At 60.3% G+C, this 17878-nt stretch carries 14 protein-coding genes; 3 read left to right on the top strand and 11 right to left on the bottom strand.

From position 1 onward, the window contains the following. Positions 1-73: 73 nt before the first annotated feature. The 9 genes from htpG to DXT74_RS09425 all read right to left on the bottom strand — a co-directional run bounded on the left by htpG (position 74) and on the right by DXT74_RS09425 (position 11404). Positions 74-1975 (bottom strand): molecular chaperone HtpG, encoded by a 1902-nt coding sequence (htpG, locus tag DXT74_RS09465; protein ID WP_107732727.1) that lies wholly within the window; start codon positions 1973-1975, stop codon positions 74-76. Positions 1976-2136: 161 nt separating this feature from the next. Beyond that, positions 2137-3078 carry a 4-hydroxy-3-methylbut-2-enyl diphosphate reductase gene (gene ispH / locus DXT74_RS09460; RefSeq protein WP_043638479.1) on the bottom strand — a complete coding sequence of 314 codons (942 nt, stop codon included), beginning with the start codon at positions 3076-3078 and terminating at the stop codon, positions 2137-2139. Between the two features lie 27 nt (positions 3079-3105). Continuing rightward, positions 3106-3594 (bottom strand): signal peptidase II, encoded by a 489-nt coding sequence (gene lspA, locus DXT74_RS09455; protein WP_039755611.1) that lies wholly within the window; start codon positions 3592-3594, stop codon positions 3106-3108. Positions 3595-3726: 132 nt separating this feature from the next. Next, complete coding sequence (ileS, locus tag DXT74_RS09450) at positions 3727-6504, bottom strand: isoleucine--tRNA ligase (protein ID WP_194427826.1); 2778 nt, start codon at positions 6502-6504, stop codon at positions 3727-3729. Beyond that, positions 6501-7436, bottom strand: a complete 936-nt coding sequence (locus tag DXT74_RS09445; protein WP_043638490.1) for a bifunctional riboflavin kinase/FAD synthetase — start codon at positions 7434-7436, stop codon at positions 6501-6503. Before DXT74_RS09445 ends, ileS begins: the two co-directional genes overlap by 4 nt. A gap of 173 nt (positions 7437-7609) precedes the next feature. Next, positions 7610-8287, bottom strand: coding sequence for an OmpA family protein (locus DXT74_RS09440; protein ID WP_043638494.1), 678 nt, complete (start codon positions 8285-8287; stop codon positions 7610-7612). A 238-nt stretch (positions 8288-8525) separates the two neighbouring features. Further along, the gene (locus tag DXT74_RS09435) at positions 8526-9038 is read right to left on the bottom strand and encodes a DUF934 domain-containing protein (RefSeq protein ID WP_114153293.1); all 513 of its coding nucleotides are present in this window, start codon (positions 9036-9038) and stop codon (positions 8526-8528) included. Beyond that, the gene (locus DXT74_RS09430) at positions 9022-10680 is read right to left on the bottom strand and encodes a nitrite/sulfite reductase (RefSeq protein WP_194427825.1); all 1659 of its coding nucleotides are present in this window, start codon (positions 10678-10680) and stop codon (positions 9022-9024) included. Before DXT74_RS09430 ends, DXT74_RS09435 begins: the two co-directional genes overlap by 17 nt. Before the next feature lie 19 nt (positions 10681-10699). Then, positions 10700-11404: a phosphoadenylyl-sulfate reductase gene (locus DXT74_RS09425; RefSeq protein ID WP_019102647.1), complete on the bottom strand. Its 705-nt coding sequence runs from the start codon at positions 11402-11404 to the stop codon at positions 10700-10702. A 112-nt stretch (positions 11405-11516) separates the two neighbouring features. Between DXT74_RS09425 and cysB the strand changes: the two genes are divergently transcribed. Beyond that, a complete protein-coding gene (gene cysB, locus DXT74_RS09420; RefSeq protein WP_081555603.1) occupies positions 11517-12461 on the top strand; it encodes an HTH-type transcriptional regulator CysB in 945 nt (314 codons plus the stop codon). Positions 12462-12528: 67 nt separating this feature from the next. On the opposite strand, the gene fabG is transcribed toward cysB, so the two are convergent. Both fabG and DXT74_RS09410 read right to left on the bottom strand, forming a co-directional pair. Next, positions 12529-13269, bottom strand: a complete 741-nt coding sequence (gene fabG, locus DXT74_RS09415) for a 3-oxoacyl-ACP reductase FabG (RefSeq protein ID WP_043638508.1) — start codon at positions 13267-13269, stop codon at positions 12529-12531. A gap of 253 nt (positions 13270-13522) precedes the next feature. Continuing rightward, complete coding sequence (locus DXT74_RS09410; RefSeq protein ID WP_039755612.1) at positions 13523-15154, bottom strand: ABC-F family ATPase; 1632 nt, start codon at positions 15152-15154, stop codon at positions 13523-13525. Positions 15155-15329: 175 nt separating this feature from the next. Between DXT74_RS09410 and dapA the strand changes: the two genes are divergently transcribed. Together dapA and bamC are read left to right on the top strand one after the other, a co-directional pair. Further along, positions 15330-16205: a 4-hydroxy-tetrahydrodipicolinate synthase gene (gene dapA / locus DXT74_RS09405; RefSeq protein ID WP_081555602.1), complete on the top strand. Its 876-nt coding sequence runs from the start codon at positions 15330-15332 to the stop codon at positions 16203-16205. A gap of 31 nt (positions 16206-16236) precedes the next feature. Then, positions 16237-17364: an outer membrane protein assembly factor BamC gene (bamC, locus tag DXT74_RS09400; RefSeq protein ID WP_194427824.1), complete on the top strand. Its 1128-nt coding sequence runs from the start codon at positions 16237-16239 to the stop codon at positions 17362-17364. The last annotated feature ends 514 nt before the right edge of the window (positions 17365-17878 follow it).

Genomic DNA, 17878 nt, shown 5'->3' with positions numbered 1-17878 from the left:
GCGCGGCATTATTGCCAGCGTAAAAAAAATGCCCCGCGCGCGGCGGGGCATTCCGATGGGGACGACGTTCGGCTTAAGCCGACAGTTCCAACATCAGCTTGTTGATGCGCTTGACGAAGGCCGCCGGATCCTCCAGCTTGCCGCCTTCGGCCAGCAAGGCCTGATCGTACAGCACCTGGGCCAGATCGCTGGCGCGGGCCTCGTCGGCCTCGTCGGCCAGTTTTTTCACCAGCACGTGCTCGGGGTTGATCTCCAGCGTGGGCTTGCTAGCCTCCACTTTCTGCCCCGCCGCTTTCAACATGCGCTCCAAGTGGGCGCTCATATCATGCTCGCCGGCTACCAGGCAGGCCGGGCTCTCGGTCAGGCGGGCGGTGGCGCGCACGTCCTTGACCCGGTCGGCCAAGGCTTTCTGCACTTTCTCCACCACCGGCTTGGCGCTTTCCTCCACCTGCTTTTGCGCTTCCTTGTCGGCTTCGTCTTCCAGCGCACCCAAATCCAGCGCGCCCTTGGCCACGGACTGCAGCGCCTTGCCGTCGAACTCGAACAGCGAGCCCACCACCCACTCGTCTACGCGATCGGTCAGCAACAGCACCTCGACGCCCTTCTTCTTGAACACTTCCAGGTGCGGGCTGTTCTTGGCCGCGGCCAGGGTATCGGCGGTGATGTAGTAGATCTTGTCCTGGCCTTCCTTCATCCGGGCGACGTAGTCGCTCAGCGTCACCGTCGGCTCAGCGCCTTCGGACGCGGTGGAGACGAAACGCAGCAGCTTGGCGATGCGTTCCTTGTTGGCCATATCCTCGCCGACGCCCTCTTTCAGTACTTGGCCGAACTCTTGCCAGAACTCGGCGTATTTTTCCGGCTGATTGGCGGCAAGGTCTTCCAGCAGGCCCAGCACTTTCTTGACGCAGCCGTTGCGGATGGCGTCGATGTCCTTGCTTTCTTGCAGGATCTCGCGCGACACGTTCAGCGGCAGGTCGTTGCTGTCTATCACCCCGCGCACGAAGCGCAGGTAGTGCGGCATCAGCTTCTCGGTGTCTTCCATGATGAAGACGCGGCGCACGTAGAGTTTGACGCCCTGTTTGCGCTCGCGATCGAACAAGTCGAAGGGCGCGCGCGACGGGATGTACAACAGCTCGGTGTATTCCTGGCGGCCCTCGACGCGAGCGTGGCTCCAGGCCAGCGGGTCGGTGAAGTCGTGAGCCACATGCTTGTAGAACTCCTTGTACTGCTCTTCGCTGATCTCGCTCTTGCCGCGGGTCCACAGCGCGGAAGCGGAGTTCACGGCTTCCATCTCGTCGCTGACGATGACTTCGCCGTTTTCGCCGTAGCTATTGCCCTTTTTCATCTCGATCGGGATCGAGATGTGGTCGGAGTACTTGCGAACGATGCCTTTCAGCTTCCAGTCGTTCAGCAGTTCGTCCTCGCCCTCCTTCAGGTGCAGCACGATTTCCGTGCCGCGGCCGGCCTTCTCCACTTGCTCCAGCGTGTATTCGCCGGCGCCCTCGGATTCCCAGCGAGTGGCGGAGTCGGCGGCGTCGCCGGCGCGGCGGGTGGTCAGCGTGACTTTATCGGCCACGATAAAGGCGGAGTAGAAGCCGACACCGAACTGACCGATCAGGTTGGCGTCTTTCTTGGCGTCGCCGGACAACTGCTCGAAAAAGGCCTTGGTGCCGGACTTGGCGATGGTGCCGATATTGGCGATGACTTCGTCGCGGCTCATGCCGATGCCGTTGTCGGCGATGGTCAGCGTGCGCGCCTCGGCGTCGTAGCCGATGGTGATCTTCAGCTCAGGCTCGTTTTCGAACAGCTCGGGCTTGGCCAAACCTTCGAAACGCAGCTTGTCGGCGGCGTCGGAAGCGTTGGAAATCAGTTCACGCAGGAAGATCTCCTTGTTGGAATACAAGGAGTGGATCATCAGCTGCAGCAGCTGCTTGACTTCGGTCTGAAAACCCAGGGTTTCTTTCAATGCGCTCATGGTGACTTATCACAAGAGTTGGTCAACGATGCGCATCAGATAAGGGCTGTCCCGGACTTTTCAATACCCCTGCCCGCAACACAGGATCGCCCCCGCGCGAACATGAAAAAGCCCCGCGGGGGACCGCGGGGCCAGTTTGGCGTCGAGGCCGCCGGGCGGGCTCAGGCGCGCTTGTCTTCGCGCAGCGCGGGCGGCAACGCAAACACCGTGTTCTCCTCCACACCGTCCAGCTCGCTGACGCTGTCCGCGCCGAAAGCCTTGATCTGGTCTATCACCGCCTGCACCAGCACCTCCGGCGCGCTGGCACCGGCGGTGACGCCCACGCGCCGCTTGCCGGCGAACCAGGCTTCCTCCAATTGACCGGCGTTGTCCACCATATAGGCGTCCACGCCCTTGAGCGCGGCCACCTCGCGCAAGCGGTTGGAGTTGGAGCTATTGGGCGACCCCACCACCACCACGATGTCGCACTCGTCGGCCAGCACCTTCACCGCGTCCTGCCGATTTTGCGTGGCGTAGCAGATATCGTCTTTTTTCGGGCTGGAGATCTCCGGGAAACGTGCCTTCAACGCGGCGATGATGTCGCGGGTCTCATCCACCGACAGCGTGGTCTGGCTGACGTAGGACAAGGCCGCCGGGTTGCGCACCTGCAAGCCGGCGACGTCGGCGACGTTTTCCACCAGATACATGCCGCCGTCCACCTGGCCCATGGTGCCCTCCACTTCGGGGTGGCCGGCGTGGCCGATCATGACGATCTCCATGCCCGCCTTGTTCATGCGCTTGACTTCGACATGCACCTTCGTCACCAGGGGACAGGTGGCGTCGAACACCTGCAGGCCCAAAGCCGCCGCCTCTTCGCGCACCGACTGCGGCACGCCATGAGCGGAATACACCAGGGTGCTGCCGCTGGGCACATCCTTCAATTCCTCGATGAACACCGCGCCCTTGGCGCGCAGGTTCTCGACGACAAAACGGTTGTGCACCACTTCATGACGCACATAGATCGGCGCGCCGTACAGTTCAATCGCCCGCTCGACGATGGCGATGGCCCGGTCCACGCCTGCGCAGAAACCGCGCGGGTTGGCCAGCATAATGGTCTTCGTCATCACAAATCCTTGCTCAAGCCGCGGCGCTCAGGCGCGCGGCTTTCTGAAACTATCCAGCACCATCAGGGCGGCTCCCACGCAAATGAAGGAGTCCGCCAGATTGAAGGCCGGGTACGACCAGCTGCTGTAGTAATGCACCTGGATGAAATCGATCACATGGCCGTGGACGATGCGGTCGATCACATTGCCAAGCGCGCCGCCCATAATGAAAGCCGCGGCCAGATTCATCAGCCCGCTAAAGCGGTTCTTGAAGATATTCCAGCCCAGCCAGCCGGACACAGCGAAAGCCAGGCCCGAGAACAAATACTTCTGCCAGCCGCCGGCGTCGTGCAGGAAGCTGAACGCCGCGCCCGGATTGTACAGCAAGGTAAAACCGAAAAAGCCGGGAATGACTTCCCGGACTTCGCCGTACTGGTAATTGCCGTTGAAATAGATCTTGGACAATTGATCCAGCAACACGATTACCGCCGCCAGCGCAAACCACTTCGGCCATTGCTTGGCCTTGGGCATAGTCATTGCAGATTCCATCAGACCTTTCCACGACGCGAAGCGGAACTCCGCGCACTCTATATCAAAGCGCCGGAAGTCGGGAATGCTGAGCGCTCCCATCCTTCCGGCCCGGCCGTGCCGCCGCGTCGTCGACGCGGATCAGGCGAAGCGGCGCGTCTCGCCCTTGCCGTCGATATTGTCCACGCAACGACCGCACACCGCGCCGTGGCCGGCATGGCTGCCGACGTCTGCGCGGTAGTGCCAGCAACGCTCGCACTTCTGCTGCGTCGACGACACCACGCTGACGCGGGTTTGCTCGCCTTGCTTGACGCTGGCTTTAGAGACAATCAGCACGAACTTGAGTTCATCGCCCAAGGCGTTCAGCCACTGCAACAGCTCGCCGTCGGCTTCGATTTCGATCTCCGCCTGCAACGAGGAGCCCAGCTGATCGGCGCTGCGCAGCGCTTCGATCTGCTTGTTGACCTGAGCGCGCAGTTCGCGAATGGCCAGCCACTTGGCGGACAAGGCCGCTTCGCGCTCGGCGGACTGGGCCGGGAATTCATGCCAAACGTGATACAGCGGCGACTCTTCCTCGCTGTCCACCAGCACGTTCCACGCCTCGTCGGCGGTGAAGCACAGGATGGGCGCCACCAGCAGCAGCAAGCTGCGGGTGATGTGGTACAGCGCGGTCTGGGCGCTTCGGCGCGCATGGCTGTCCGCCTTGGTGGTGTACAAACGGTCCTTGATCACATCCAGGTAGAAGGCGCCCAGATCCTCGGAGCAATAGCCCACCACTTCCTGCACCACATGGTGGAAGGCATAGCGCGAGTACAGTTCACCCGCCGCCTTCTCCTGCACTTCACGGGCGCGCAGCAACGCGTACTGGTCCAGTTCCACCATATTGGCCAGCGGAACAGCGTGTTCCAGCGGGTCGAAATCCGACAGATTGGACAGCAGGAAGCGGATAGTATTGCGCAGACGGCGATAGCTTTCCGTTGTGCGCTTCAAGATTTCCTGCGACAGCGACATATCGCCGGAGTAGTCAGCGCTGGCCACCCACAGACGCAGGATGTCGGCGCCCAAGGTGCCGCAGATCTCTTCCGGCGCAATGCCGTTGCCGCGCGACTTGGACATCTTGTAGCCCTTGTCGTCCACGGTGAAGCCGTGGGTCAAGAGCTGCTTGTACGGCGCACGGCCTATGGTGGCGCAACCGGTTTTCAGCGAGGACTGGAACCAGCCGCGATGCTGGTCCGAGCCTTCCAGGTACAGGTCCGCCGGCCAGGCCAGTTCCGGGCGCTGCTTCAGCACCGCGAAGTGGGTGGAGCCGGAATCGAACCAAACGTCCAGAGTGTCGGAAAGCTTGCGGTATTGCTCGGCTTCTTCGCCCAGCAACTCCTTGGCGTCCAGGCTGAACCAGGCTTCGATGCCCTGCTGTTCAATGCGCAGCGCCACTTCTTCCAGCAGTTGGACGGAACGCGGATGCAACTCGCCCGACTCCTTGTGGATGAAGAAAGTCATCGGCACGCCCCAGTTTCGCTGACGCGACACGCACCAGTCGGGGCTGTTCTTGATCATCGCGTCCAAACGCGCGCGGCCCCAGGCTGGGAAGAACTCGGTGGCATCGACGGCGCGCTGGCTGATCTCGCGCAGCGTCTCGCCGCCATTAGCCTGGCGGTCCATGCTGATGAACCACTGCGGCGTGGCACGGAAGATGATCGGCGTCTTGTGGCGCCAGCAATGCGGATAGCTATGCTCCAGCTTGGCCTTGTGCACCAGCGTGCCGCGCTCTTCCAGGGTTTCGATCACGCGCGGGTTGGCGTCCCATACCAGCATGCCGGCGAACAGTTCGGTGGTGCTCTTGTAGCGCCCGTCGTCGGCCACCGGATTGGCCACCGGCAGTTTGTACTGCAAGCCGGCCTGGAAGTCTTCCAGACCATGGGCCGGCGCGGTGTGCACCAAGCCGGTACCCGCGTCGGTGGTAACGTGGTCGCCCAGAATCACCGGCACCTGGCGGTCGTAGAACGGATGGCTCAACTGAATCCGCTCCAGCGCCTCGCCCTTGGCTTCGCCCAGCACGCTGAACTCTTCGATGCCATAGCGCTTCATCGCCGACTCGACCAGATCCTTGCCCAGGATCAGCTTGCCCTTGGGGGTGTCGATCAACTGATAATCCAGATTGGCGCCGGCGGCGACGGCCTGGTTGGCCGGCAGCGTCCACGGCGTGGTGGTCCAGATTACGGCCATCGCGCCGGAAGCGTCGGCATCGAAGGCGGCCGAAGCCTTGTCGGCGTCAAGCACCTTGAAGCCGACATCGATCGCCGGCGACACTTTGTCTTCGTATTCCACTTCGGCCTCGGCCAGCGACGAGCCGCATTCGATGCACCAGTGCACTGGCTTCTCGCCCTTGCTCAGATAGCCGTTCTCGAAGATCTTGCCGAGGGTCCGCACGATATCGGCCTCGGTCTTGAAATCCATGGTCAGATAGGGATTGTCCCAATCGCCCAGCACGCCAAGACGAATGAAGCCCTTCTTCTGGCGCGCCACCTGCTCTTTCGCGTATTCGCGACACAGTTCGCGAAACTTGGCGGCGGGAATGTCCTTGCCGTGCAGCTTCTCCACCATCAGTTCAATGGGCAGGCCGTGGCAGTCCCAGCCCGGCACATAAGGGGCGTCGAAACCGGCCAGCGTCTTGGAGCGGACGATGATGTCCTTCAACACCTTGTTGACCGCGTGGCCCAGGTGGATGTCGTTGTTGGCGTACGGAGGGCCGTCGTGCAGGATGAACTTGGGGCGGCCAGCGGAGAGCTTGCGCAGCTTGTCGTAGCGCTTCTCTTCCTGCCAGCGCTTGACCCAGGCCGGTTCGCGTTTGGCCAGATCCCCGCGCATGGCGAAGGGTGTATCCAGCAGGTTTACGGTTTTACGATAATCGATGCTCATGCCTGCTCTCGCTGCAAACTTGTCAAATAGGTCTTGGCGCTGCCCGCGTCTTTTTCAATCTGAGCGATCAGCGCCGATAAATCATCATACCGCGCCTCGTCGCGCAGTTTCTTCAGGAATCGCACCGTCAGCCGCTGCCCGTAGAGATCGCCGGCGAAATCGAACAGATGCACTTCCAGTTTGTAGTCCGGTGTGTTACTGACCGTCGGGTTCAAACCCAGGCTGGCCACGCCGCCCAACACGCCGTCGGCGGTTTCCGCCTGCACGACGAATACGCCCTGCAAGGCCGGACGCAAATGCGGCAAATGGATGTTGGCCGTGGGAAAGCCTATGGTACGGCCCAGCTTCTTGCCATGCACCACACGACCGGAAATCTGATACTCGCGCCCCAGCAGGCTTTCCGCGCCGCTCAGGTCGCCTGCGGCCAGCCGCTCGCGCACCAAGGTGCTGGAGGCGCGTTCACCCATGGCCAACACCGTCGGCATCGCCTCGGTGACGAAATGGGGACAGGAGCTCAGCATCTCGAAATGGCCCTGCCGCTTGGCGCCGAACTGGAAGTCGTCGCCGATCAGCAAATACTTGGTCTGCAGCCCCTGGACCAGAACCTTGTCGATGAAATCCGACGCCGACATGCCGGCAAAGCCGCGATTGAAGCGATAGACGAACACATAATCAACCAAACCCAGCCGCTGCAGAAACACCAGTTTGTCTCGCAACGTGGACAAACGGCCAGGCGGATTGTCGCGCGCGAAGAACTCCCTCGGATGGGGCTCGAAGGTCAACAGGGCCGTCGGCAGGCCTCGGGCGTCGGCTTCCAGCCGCAGACGCTGCAGCATTTTCTGATGGCCAAGGTGCACGCCGTCGAAATTGCCTATGGTCAAGGCGCAGGCTGGCAGCTGGTAACGCCGCGGATCTCCAAAAAATACCTGCATGTGCTGGTCTTATTGCGTCCTGAAAACCTTCGATTGTATCTGCCAGCTACGGATAGCGTCCAGACATGAAACGCAATTGGGCCGGCAACGGCGAACAGAGCCGGCTATCCGCCATACAATGCAAAAAGCCCCGCAAGATTGCGGGGCTTTTTGAACAGAGCAGCTAATCGAGATTACTTCTTCTCAACCAGGGACTCTTTAACCGCGTCGATGGTCAACTCAACGCGACGATCAGACTCGATGCATTCCTTGATAGCCAGGTTCTGCTTGGAACCTTTCTTCTGGTATTTCGGGAATTTGGCCTTGCACTCGGCAGTCATCTTGGCTTCGGCGGCGCCGCGACCTACGGAGGTCACTTTTTCAGCCGGAACGCCAGCAGCGATGAAGTAGCCTTTAACAGCGTCGGCGCGCTCTTGCGACAGACGGTTGTTGTAAGCAGCGGAACCCATGAAGTCGGTGTAGCCAGCAACTTCAACGGACTTCAGGTAGCCTTTGCCAGCGTTGGCTTTCAGCTTTTCAACCAGCGGGTCCAGTTCGTTCTTGGCGTCAGCGCGCAGCTTGGCCTTGTCGAAGTCGAACAGCACTTTAGCGGACAGGGTGACTTTTTCTTTTTCGGAAACCAGCACCGGCTTCGGAGCTTCTGCTACCGGCTTGGCAGCTTCGCGATCGCCACATTCAACCAGGCCGTCTTTAGCCTTGTCGAAGAAGTTGGTTCTCCAGCACTCGCCGTAGTTGTTGCGAGTCACGGATTCGGTGGACTGGTCAACGGCATAGCCAGGTTTAGCAGCAAAAGCGCTAGCGGAAACCAACAGAGCAGCAACCAGGGCGCTCAGTTTCAGCTGTTTAGTCATGTTATTCCCTCTTTAATCTATAAAATGGGTAGCAATGCGGGCTGACGCAAAGACCACACGAACAATTTTACTGCAAACAACAGGGTGATCTGCAAACTGTGTTTATGCAGTTAACCCGCACTATAGAAACGCTGCAACCCCATGTCAACTTAGGACGCCACAGATTGAGAGCAATCCGTTGCAAAAAAACGTCAAAAAAAGCGTTTTTTTGTGGCCTCTGTCTCGCATAAACCACACATTACAGCGATGTGACGCGCCTACGAAACAGTGGCAGCGGATTGAGCACAGTAGCCTGATAGTTTTCGCTAAAAGTATTAAAACCATCCAGCGAAGATTCCAGCGCCTTGCCATCCTTAATGGCGAATGCATCAAAACCGACTTGCGCCATGGAGTGCAGTAAGTCTTGCCAGACATCCCCAATCGCCCGCAGTTCCCCGCGATAGCCGTAACGCTCGCGCAGCAAGCGGGCATGACTGTAGCCGCGGCCATCGGTAAAGGCCGGAAAATCGACGGCGATCAACTCCAGCTCTGGCAAATCGGCCAGTAGCTGCGCGGGATCCTCGTCCGGCCCTAGCCAAACCCCCACCCGCGCAGCATGGCTGCGCCAGAACGCGCGCCTCTCCAGCCAATCGGACAGCGGCACGATCACATTGCCGCCCGCCGCGACTTCCGGCAACTGGCCGTTTTCGTCCCTGCGCAGCAGATTCCAATCGTCCGGCCGGACTTGTCCCTGTTTAATGATGTTTGGCATACACCCGCTCCTTGAAGGGTTCGATGCCGATACGGCGCACGGTTTCAATGAAGCGCTCACCCGAACCGCGTTGTTCCAAATAGACGCTCATGATGGTGGTGAAAGCCTTGGGCACGTCGGCCTGAGCAAACGAGGGCCCTATCACCTTGCCTATGCTGGTGGCGCTGCCCTGGCTGCCGCCCAGCGTGATCTGGTACCACTCCTCCCCGTTCTTGTCGACGCCGAGTATGCCGATATTGCCGATATGGTGATGACCGCAAGCGTTCATGCAACCGGAGAAATTGCAGTCAATGTCGCCGAGGTCGTACAGATAGTCGATGTCCTCGAAGGTTTGCTGAATAGCCTCCGCAACCGGAATCGAACGCGCATTGGCCAGCGAGCAGAAGTCGCCGCCCGGACAGCAGATAATGTCGGTGAGCAGGCCGATATTGGGCGTGGCGAAGCCATGCTCGCGCGCCAGTAGCCATAGCGCGTGCAAATCCTTCTCCGGCACGTCCGGCAGCACCAGGTTTTGCTCATGGGCGACGCGCAACTCGCCAAAGCCGAAGCGATCTGCCAAATCCGCCGCCGCGTCCATCTGTTCCGCGCTGATGTCGCCGGGCGGCACGCCGGCCCGCTTCAGCGACAGCACCACCGAGCGATAGCCCGGCCGCTTGTGGGCGCGGGTATTGCGCTCCGCCCAACGGGCGAAGCCTTTGTCCTCTTCGAGCAGTGCCCGCAGTTCGGGGGGATTGGCCGGCAGCGTCTGATACGGCGGGTCAGTGAAAAAGCTGGCGTAATGAGCGACATCCTCGTCACGCAGGGTGGCAGGACCGCCCTTGATATGCAGCCATTCGTCCTCGACCTTGGCGGCAAAGCCCTCCACCGTCATCGCCTTGACCAGAATCTTGATGCGCGCCTTGTACTTGTTGTCGCGACGGCCAAAGCGGTTGTAGACCCGCAGCACCGCGTCCAGATAGGTCAGCAGGTGCGGCGTGGGCAAAAAATCCTTGACCACGTCGCCGACGATGGGGGTACGCCCCAGACCGCCGCCCACCATCACTCGGAAGCCCACTTCGCCGGCCTCGTTGCGCACCACGTGCAGGCCGATGTCGTGCACGCGGGTGGCTGCGCGGTCTTCCACGCTGCCGGACACCGCGATCTTGAATTTGCGCGGCAGGAAGGTGAACTCGGGGTGCAAGGTGCTCCACTGTCGAATGATTTCGCACCAGGGCCGCGGGTCCAGCAGTTCGTCGCCGGCCACGCCGGCGAACGCGTCGGTCGTCGTGTTGCGCACGCAGTTGCCCGAAGTCTGGATCGCATGCATCTCCACCGTGGACAGCTCTTCCAGGATATCGGGCACCCGCGCCAGCTCCGGCCAGTTGAACTGAATGTTCTGGCGGGTGGTGAAATGGCCGTAGCCCTTATCGTAGCGGCGGGCGATGTCGGCCAACTTGCGCAGCTGGCCGCTACGCAGATGGCCGTAGGGAATGGCGACGCGCAGCATCGGCGCGTGGCGCTGCACGTACAGGCCGTTCATCAAACGCAGCGGGCGAAACTCGTCCTCGCTCAGCTCGCCGGCCAGATAGCGCCGGGTCTGATCGCGGAACTGGACCACGCGCTCGCGGACGATGCGGTGATCGACTTCATCATATTGATACATGGTGCTCTTTCAGACGGCGCTATGCCGGACGTTTCAACGGGCTGGCCTTGACGTGCAGGCCGCACTCCTTGGAATCGGGGTTTTCCCACCACCAGCGTCCAGCTCGGACGTCCTCGCCCACCGAAATGGCCCGGGTACAGGGCGCGCAGCCGATGGAAGGATAATGGCGGTCATGCAGGGCGTTGTAGGGCACTTCGTGCGCGCGCAGGTAGTCCCAGACATCACGCTCGCTCCAGTCCAGCAGCGGGCTGTATTTTTGCAGGCCGTTGTCGGCGTCGTATTCGCTGACCTGCAGGTCCTGACGCGTCGGCGACTGTTCGCGCCGCAACCCCGTGATCCAGGCGGATCGCCCGGCCAGCGCGCGCCGCAGCGGCTCCAGCTTGCGTACCTGGCAACAGGACTTGCGCGCGTCCACGCTGCGGTAAAAGCCGTTGATGCCATGGAGACCGACGTATTGCTCCACCGCGGCGGCCTGAGGGAAATACACGGCGACTGGGTGGCTGGGGTAGCGCTCTTCCACCCGTTGCATCAGATCGTAGGTTTCCGCCGGCAGGCGGCCGGTGTCCAGGCTAAAGGCCGCTATGCCCAGCCCCAGACGGGCGATCAGATCGGTCAGCACCATGTCCTCCGCGCCGTAGCTGTTGGCCAGCACGGCGTCCGGATGCGCGGCAGCGATCGTCCTGAGGCAGGCGACGGTGGCGTCCAGTTTTGCTTCCAGGCTCATCAGAGACTCCAGGCAGGAAATTTCATGACAATCCTACCCAAGCCGCTTATAAACCGAAAAGAATATTGTGTTAGTATTTAATTACTACAGGTTTTATAGAGGATGGCGTCGCATGAAGCTGCAACAACTGCGTTACTTGGTGGAGGTGGCCAAGCAAGGGCTGAACGTCTCGGAAGCCGCGGAAAAACTGCACACCTCGCAGCCGGGCATTTCCAAGCAGATCCGGCTGCTAGAGGATGAACTGGGCATCCAGGTCTTCATCCGCAACGGCAAGCGGGTGGTTTCAGTGTCCGAGCCGGGCAAAGAAGTGCTGCGCATCTCGGAGCGCATTCTGCGCGAAGCGCAGAATCTGAAACGGGTGGGCGACGAATTCTCCAAAGAGGCGGAAGGCGCGCTGACCATCGCCACCACGCACACCCAAGCACGCTACGCGCTGCCGCCGGCCATCGCCGAATTCGTTCGACGTTACCCCAAAGTGAGGCTGTCGATCAAGCAGGGGAGCCCCACCCAGATCTGCGAAATGGTGGTGTCCGGCGAAGCCGACCTCGCCATCGCCACCGAAGGCATCGCTTTGTACAAAGAATTGGCGATGCTGCCCTGCTATGAATGGAACCGTTCCATCGTGGTGCAGGAAGGACACGAGCTGACGGAGTTGGATCGCCCGCTGACGCTGGCGGACATCGCCCGCTACCCCATCGTCACCTACGACTTCGCCTTCGCCGGCCGCTCCAAGATCAACAAAGCTTTCGCCGACCAGGGCCTGGCGCCCAACGTGGTGCTGACCGCGATCGACACCGACGTGATCAAGACCTATGTCGGCCTGGGACTGGGCATAGGCATCATCGCCAGCATGGCTTACGAGCCGGAGCGCGACGTCAATCTGCAATTACTGGACGCCGGCCATCTGTTCGAACCGTCCACGACCAAGATCGGCATCCGCAAGGACGCCTATCTGCGCGGCTTCGCCTACACCTTTATCGAGCTGTTCGCGCCGCATTTGCACCGACGCGAAGTCGAAGCAGCTCTGCTGGCCCGGGACCCGGACAGCGAGGATTGAAGCCTCCGTGGCCCGACAAAGCAAAACGCCCCGACATCGGGGCGTTTTCACGTGCGGGCGCGAAGAATCAGAGCGTCAGGCCGCCAGTCACTTCGATGGCCGCGCCGTTGATGTAGCTGGCTTCGTCGGACGCCAGGAAGGCGTAGACGTTGGCGATCTCGGTCGGATCGGCCATGCGCCGCATCGGCACTTTGTCCTCCATCGCCTGAATCACCTTCTCCGGCATCGATTGCAGGATGGGGGTGGCAACGAAGCCCGGGCACACCGCGTTGGCGCGAATGCCTTTTTTGCCCAATTCCTTGGCCCAGGTTTTGACGAAGCCAATAACGCCGAACTTGGACGCAGCGTAGTTGGTCTGGCCGAAGTTGCCGTAGACGCCCACCACCGAGGACGCGTTCAGAATCACGCCGCCGCCCTGCTCCACCATGGTGTCGATCACCGCGCGGGCACAGTTGTAAACGCCTTTCAGATTGATGTCGATCACCTTGTCGAACTGGTCTTCGGTCATCTTCATCAGTTGAGCGTCCATGACGATGCCGGCGTTGTTGACCAGAACGTCGATGCGACCGCGGCGGTTTTTCAGATCGGCAACCATGTCCGCGATCTGACCCTTATTCGTCACATCCACCTTGTAGCCGATGGCTTCGCCGCCAGCCTGCTGCAACTCCTCTACCACCGCGTTAACAGCGTCCAGATTGAGGTCGCAAACGGCGACGACCGCGCCTTCTTTAACGAATTTCTCGGCTGTCGCCTTGCCGATGCCGCTGGCGGCGCCGGTGATGATGGAGACTTTACCTTTCAAGCGCATGGATTTTCCTTACTGACTTTGTAGATGACAGGCAATCCGCCCAGAGGCCGGACTCACAACTCCACCATCGACCACCTATGGCCAAACACCTGTTTTTATTGGTTATTTTTTAAAGCAAAAAGAAAAGCGGAAGTTTGTGCGCCGCAGCCATTGCAGTGCACAAGACGCACTGCAATATAGCGCACTCACTCCCGCCGGTAAAGCAACTGCTCTACAGGTCAGTTACCGAGTGTAACCGACCATAAGCAGCACCTTACTCCAGGCCTTTGCTGGCCAAGTAGTCTTCGTAGTTGCCGGTGTAGTAGTCGTACCCGCCCTTGCCGTCCAGCTCCAACACATGCGTCGCCAGCGAGCTGACGAACTGACGGTCGTGGGAGACAAAGATCAAGGTGCCCTTGTACTTCTCCAGCGCCATGTTCAGGGATTCGATCGACTCCATGTCCATATGGTTGGTCGGCTCATCCATAATCATCACATTCGGCTTTTGCAGGATCAGCTTGCCGTACAGCATGCGGCCCTTCTCGCCGCCGGACAGCACGCGAACCGGCTTGCCCACCTCGTCGCCGCCAAACAACAGACGGCCCAGCGTGCCGCGGATCACCTGCTCGTCGTCGCCTTCCTGGCCCCATTCGCGCATCCATTCCGTCAGCGTCATGTCGCTGTCGAAATCGGCCTCGTGGTCCTGGGCGAAATAGCCCACCTGGGCTTTCTCCGCCCATTTGATCGAGCCGTGGTCAGCGCTCAGGCCTTCGGCGAACTGCGCGTCAAAGGCGCCTGCCAGCAATTTGACCAGCGAGGTCTTACCCGCGCCGTTAGGACCGATAATGGCCAAGCGGGCCCCTGCCTCCAGGATCAGGCTCAAATCCTTGAACAGGACTTTGGTATCGTAAGCCTTATTGAGGTGATCCACCTCCACCGCCTGACGGTGCAGTTTGAACTTGTCGTCCATTTCAAAACGAATGAACGGGTTTTGACGGCTGGACGGCTTCACTTCCACCATTTCGGACTTCAGCTTGTCCACCTGCTTCAGTCGGCTGGTCGCCTGGCGCGCCTTGGACTTGTTGGCAGAGAAGCGGGCCACGAACTCTTGTAGTTCCTGGATACGCTCCTTGGCCTTACTGTTGGACGACAACTGGCGTTCGCGCGCCTGGGCCGACGCGATCATGTAGTCGTCGTAATTGCCCGGGTAGATGCGAATGGTGTTGTAATCCAAATCCGCCATATGGGTGCACACCGAATTCAGGAAGTGACGGTCGTGCGAAATGATGATCATGGTGGAGTTGCGCTCGTTGAGCACGTTTTCCAACCAGCGGATGGTGTTGATGTCCAGGTTGTTGGTGGGTTCGTCCAGCAACAGGATGTCCGGATTGGAGAACAGAGCCTGAGCCAGCAAAACACGCAATTTCCAGCCCGGCGCCACTTCGCTCATCGGGCCGGCGTGCTGTTCCACCGGAATACCCACGCCCATCAGCAGTTCGCCGGCGCGCGCCTCGGCGGTGTAGCCGTCGTATTCGGCGAACTTGGCTTCCAGTTCGGCCGCGTGCATGTAATCGTCTTCGCTGGCTTCCGGGTTGGCATAGATGGCGTCGCGTTCGCTCATCGCCGCCCACATTTCGGAATGTCCCATCATCACCACGTCGATGACGCGCTGATCTTCATAGGCGAACTGATCCTGGCGCAGCTTACCCAGGCGCAGGCCGTTCTCAATGGCCACCTCGCCGCTGGTCTGCTCCAGGTCGCCACCCAGAATCTTCATAAAAGTGGATTTGCCGGAACCGTTGGCGCCGATCAGGCCGTAACGGTTGCCTTCGCCAAATTTGACGGAAACCTTTTCGAACAAAGGTTTGACGCCAAACTGCATGGTAATATTGCTTGTGGTAATCACGCTTATGGATCCTTCAGCCAAATAGCCGTAAGTATCGGAAAAACGTGGGATTCTAGCACAGTGCGGGCGTTTTCCCGAACCGTCCGTCAAGGAAACGCCGCCTACCTTTTGCCAGCTTCTCGAATTCCGCTACAATCGTAAGCCTTGTTTTCTATTCCCTGAGATAGGCTGAACTATGCTTACCGGCAGCTTGGTCGCCCTGGTCACCCCGATGTCCGCAGACGGCTCGGTCGACTACGAGGCACTGCGACGACTCGTCGATTTCCATATTGAGAATGGCACCGACGGCATTGTCGCGGTTGGCACCACTGGCGAATCCGCCACATTGAACGTGACCGAGCACATCGCCGTGGTCAAGGCGGTTGTCGAATACGCCGCCGGCCGCGTCAAAGTCGTCGCCGGCGCCGGCGGCAACTCCACGGCCGAAGCGATCGAACTGAGCCACTTGTCTCAGGAGGTTGGCGCCGATTACGTGTTGTCGGTCGTGCCTTATTACAACAAGCCCACTCAGGAAGGTCTTTACCAGCATTTCAAAGCGATCGCCGATGCCAGCAAGCTGCCGGTCATCCTTTATAACGTGCCCGGCCGCACCGTTGCCGACATGAGCAACGACACCGCGCTGCGCCTGGCCGCCCACCCCAACATCGTCGGCCTGAAAGACGCCACCGGCGACATCGGCCGCGCCTGTGATCTGGTCATGCGCGTTCCGGACGGCTTCACCCTCTACTCCGGGGACGACGCCACCGGCATGGCTTTCATGCTGTGCGGCGGCCATGGCGTGATCTCGGTCACCGCCAATATCGCGCCCAAATTGATGAGCGAGCTTTGCAAAGCCGCCACCGGCGGCAACGCCAAGCTGGCTCGCGAAATCAACGACAAGCTGCAAGGCCTGCACAAGCAGCTGTTTATCGAACCCAACCCGATTCCGGCCAAGTGGGCGCTGGCGCGGATGAACCGGATTCCCTCCGGCATACGCCTGCCGCTGACGCCGCTGTCCATCGACGCGCAAGCCTCCGTGGAAGCGGCGATGAAACAAGCCGACATCCTTTAATCCTTCCTCTGCCGAAACGATGGGAGACCGCATGAAACGAACCGCGCCCGCCGCGATTCTGCTGGCAACCGGCATTATCGCCGGTTGCAGCTCGCAACAGCCGCTGACCAAGAAGCTGGACTACCAGTCCGACAAGCCTAAAACCGTCAACACTCTGGAAGTGCCGCCCGACCTGACCGCGCCGCAAATCCAGAACAAGTACACCATCCCCGGCGCAGCCAGCGCCGCAGCCCAAGGCGCCAAAGTCGACTCTCCGGCCCAACAGCCGGCGGCCGGCAGCTCGGTTGCGCTGAACCAGCTGGACAACGTCAAGATGGAGCGCGCCGGCACCCAACGCTGGCTGGTGGTATCCGGCAAGAGCCCGGAACAGCTGTGGCCGGCATTGAAGGCCTTCTGGCAAGACAACGGCTTCGTCATCAAGAGCGAAGACCCGGCCGTAGGCGTCATGGAAACGGACTGGGCGGAAAACCGCGCCAAGCTGCCCAACGACGGCCTGCGCAAACTGCTGGAAACCGTCGGTCTCGGCAGCGTCTACTCCACCGGCGAGCGCGACAAATTCCGCATTCGTCTGGAAAAGACCGCCAACGGCACCGAAGTCTACTTCTCCCACCGCGGCATGGAAGAAGTCTATGCCGACACAACCAAGACCAACACCATCTGGCAGCCCCGCGCCACCGACCCAGGCCTGGAAGCCGAGTTGCTGGGCCGCTTCATGATGAATCTGGGCATGGCCGAGGACAAAGCTCGCGAACAGGTCAAGCAGACGCTGAGCGCGCCGGCCAAGCCGCAAACGCCCATCGTCGACGGCCAGTTGGTGCTCAGCGACGAGTTCGACCGCGCCTGGCGCCGCGTCGGCTTGGCGCTGGATCGCGTCGGCCTAGTGGTCAGCGACCGAGACCGCTCCCAAGGCGTTTACTTCGTCAAACCGGCCAAGAGCGAAACCGACAAGAACGAATCCGGCGGCTTCTGGTCCAGCCTCGCCTTCTGGAAGAGCAACGACGGCAAGTCCGCCAAGCCCACCGAGCAGGAATACCGCGTGCAAATCAAGGAAACCGCGCCCGGCTCCAGCACGGTGTCCATTCAGGACAAGCAGGGCAAGCCTCTGTCCGACGCGTTCAGCAAGGCCGCGCTGTCGAAATTGCAAACCGAGCTGCAATAAGACGCGAAATCAGCGCGTGCCTTAAAAAAGAAAAGCCCGCTATCGCGGGCTTTTCTTTGCACCTTGATTATCAAACTGCCGATCAGTTAATCCGGCCATAGACAATCAGGCAAAAATGTAACACTTTGTAGCGAACAGACAATTGTGTTGTTTTCATGTTGCAACACCCCTTGTTCCATTTGCTACAGATACAAAAAAACCGGCCATAGCCGGTTTTTTTGTCGCAGGCCAAGAATTACTTGGCAGCGGAAGCCTCAGCAGCCGGAGCGGAAGCAGCAGCCGGAGCGGAAGCTTCAGCAGCCGGAGCGGATGCCGGAGCGGCAGCCGGAGCGGATGCTTCAACAGCAGGAGCGGAAGCTTCAGCCGGAGCTTCAGCTTTCTTACCGCAAGCGGACAGGGCTACAGCCAGCAGGGCAGCAACGAGGAGCGACTGTTTCATTTTTTCATTACCTTTGAGGATAAGTTGAACAAGACGTCAGTTATCGCACGGTCTTCGAAATAAGCCGGGCGACTG

Source organism: Chromobacterium sp. Rain0013 (assembly GCF_015291765.1).
Lineage (GTDB): Bacteria > Pseudomonadota > Gammaproteobacteria > Burkholderiales > Chromobacteriaceae > Chromobacterium > Chromobacterium haemolyticum.
Note: the sequence above shows the minus strand (reverse complement) of the source record. Positions and strands in the feature narration are given on the sequence as shown.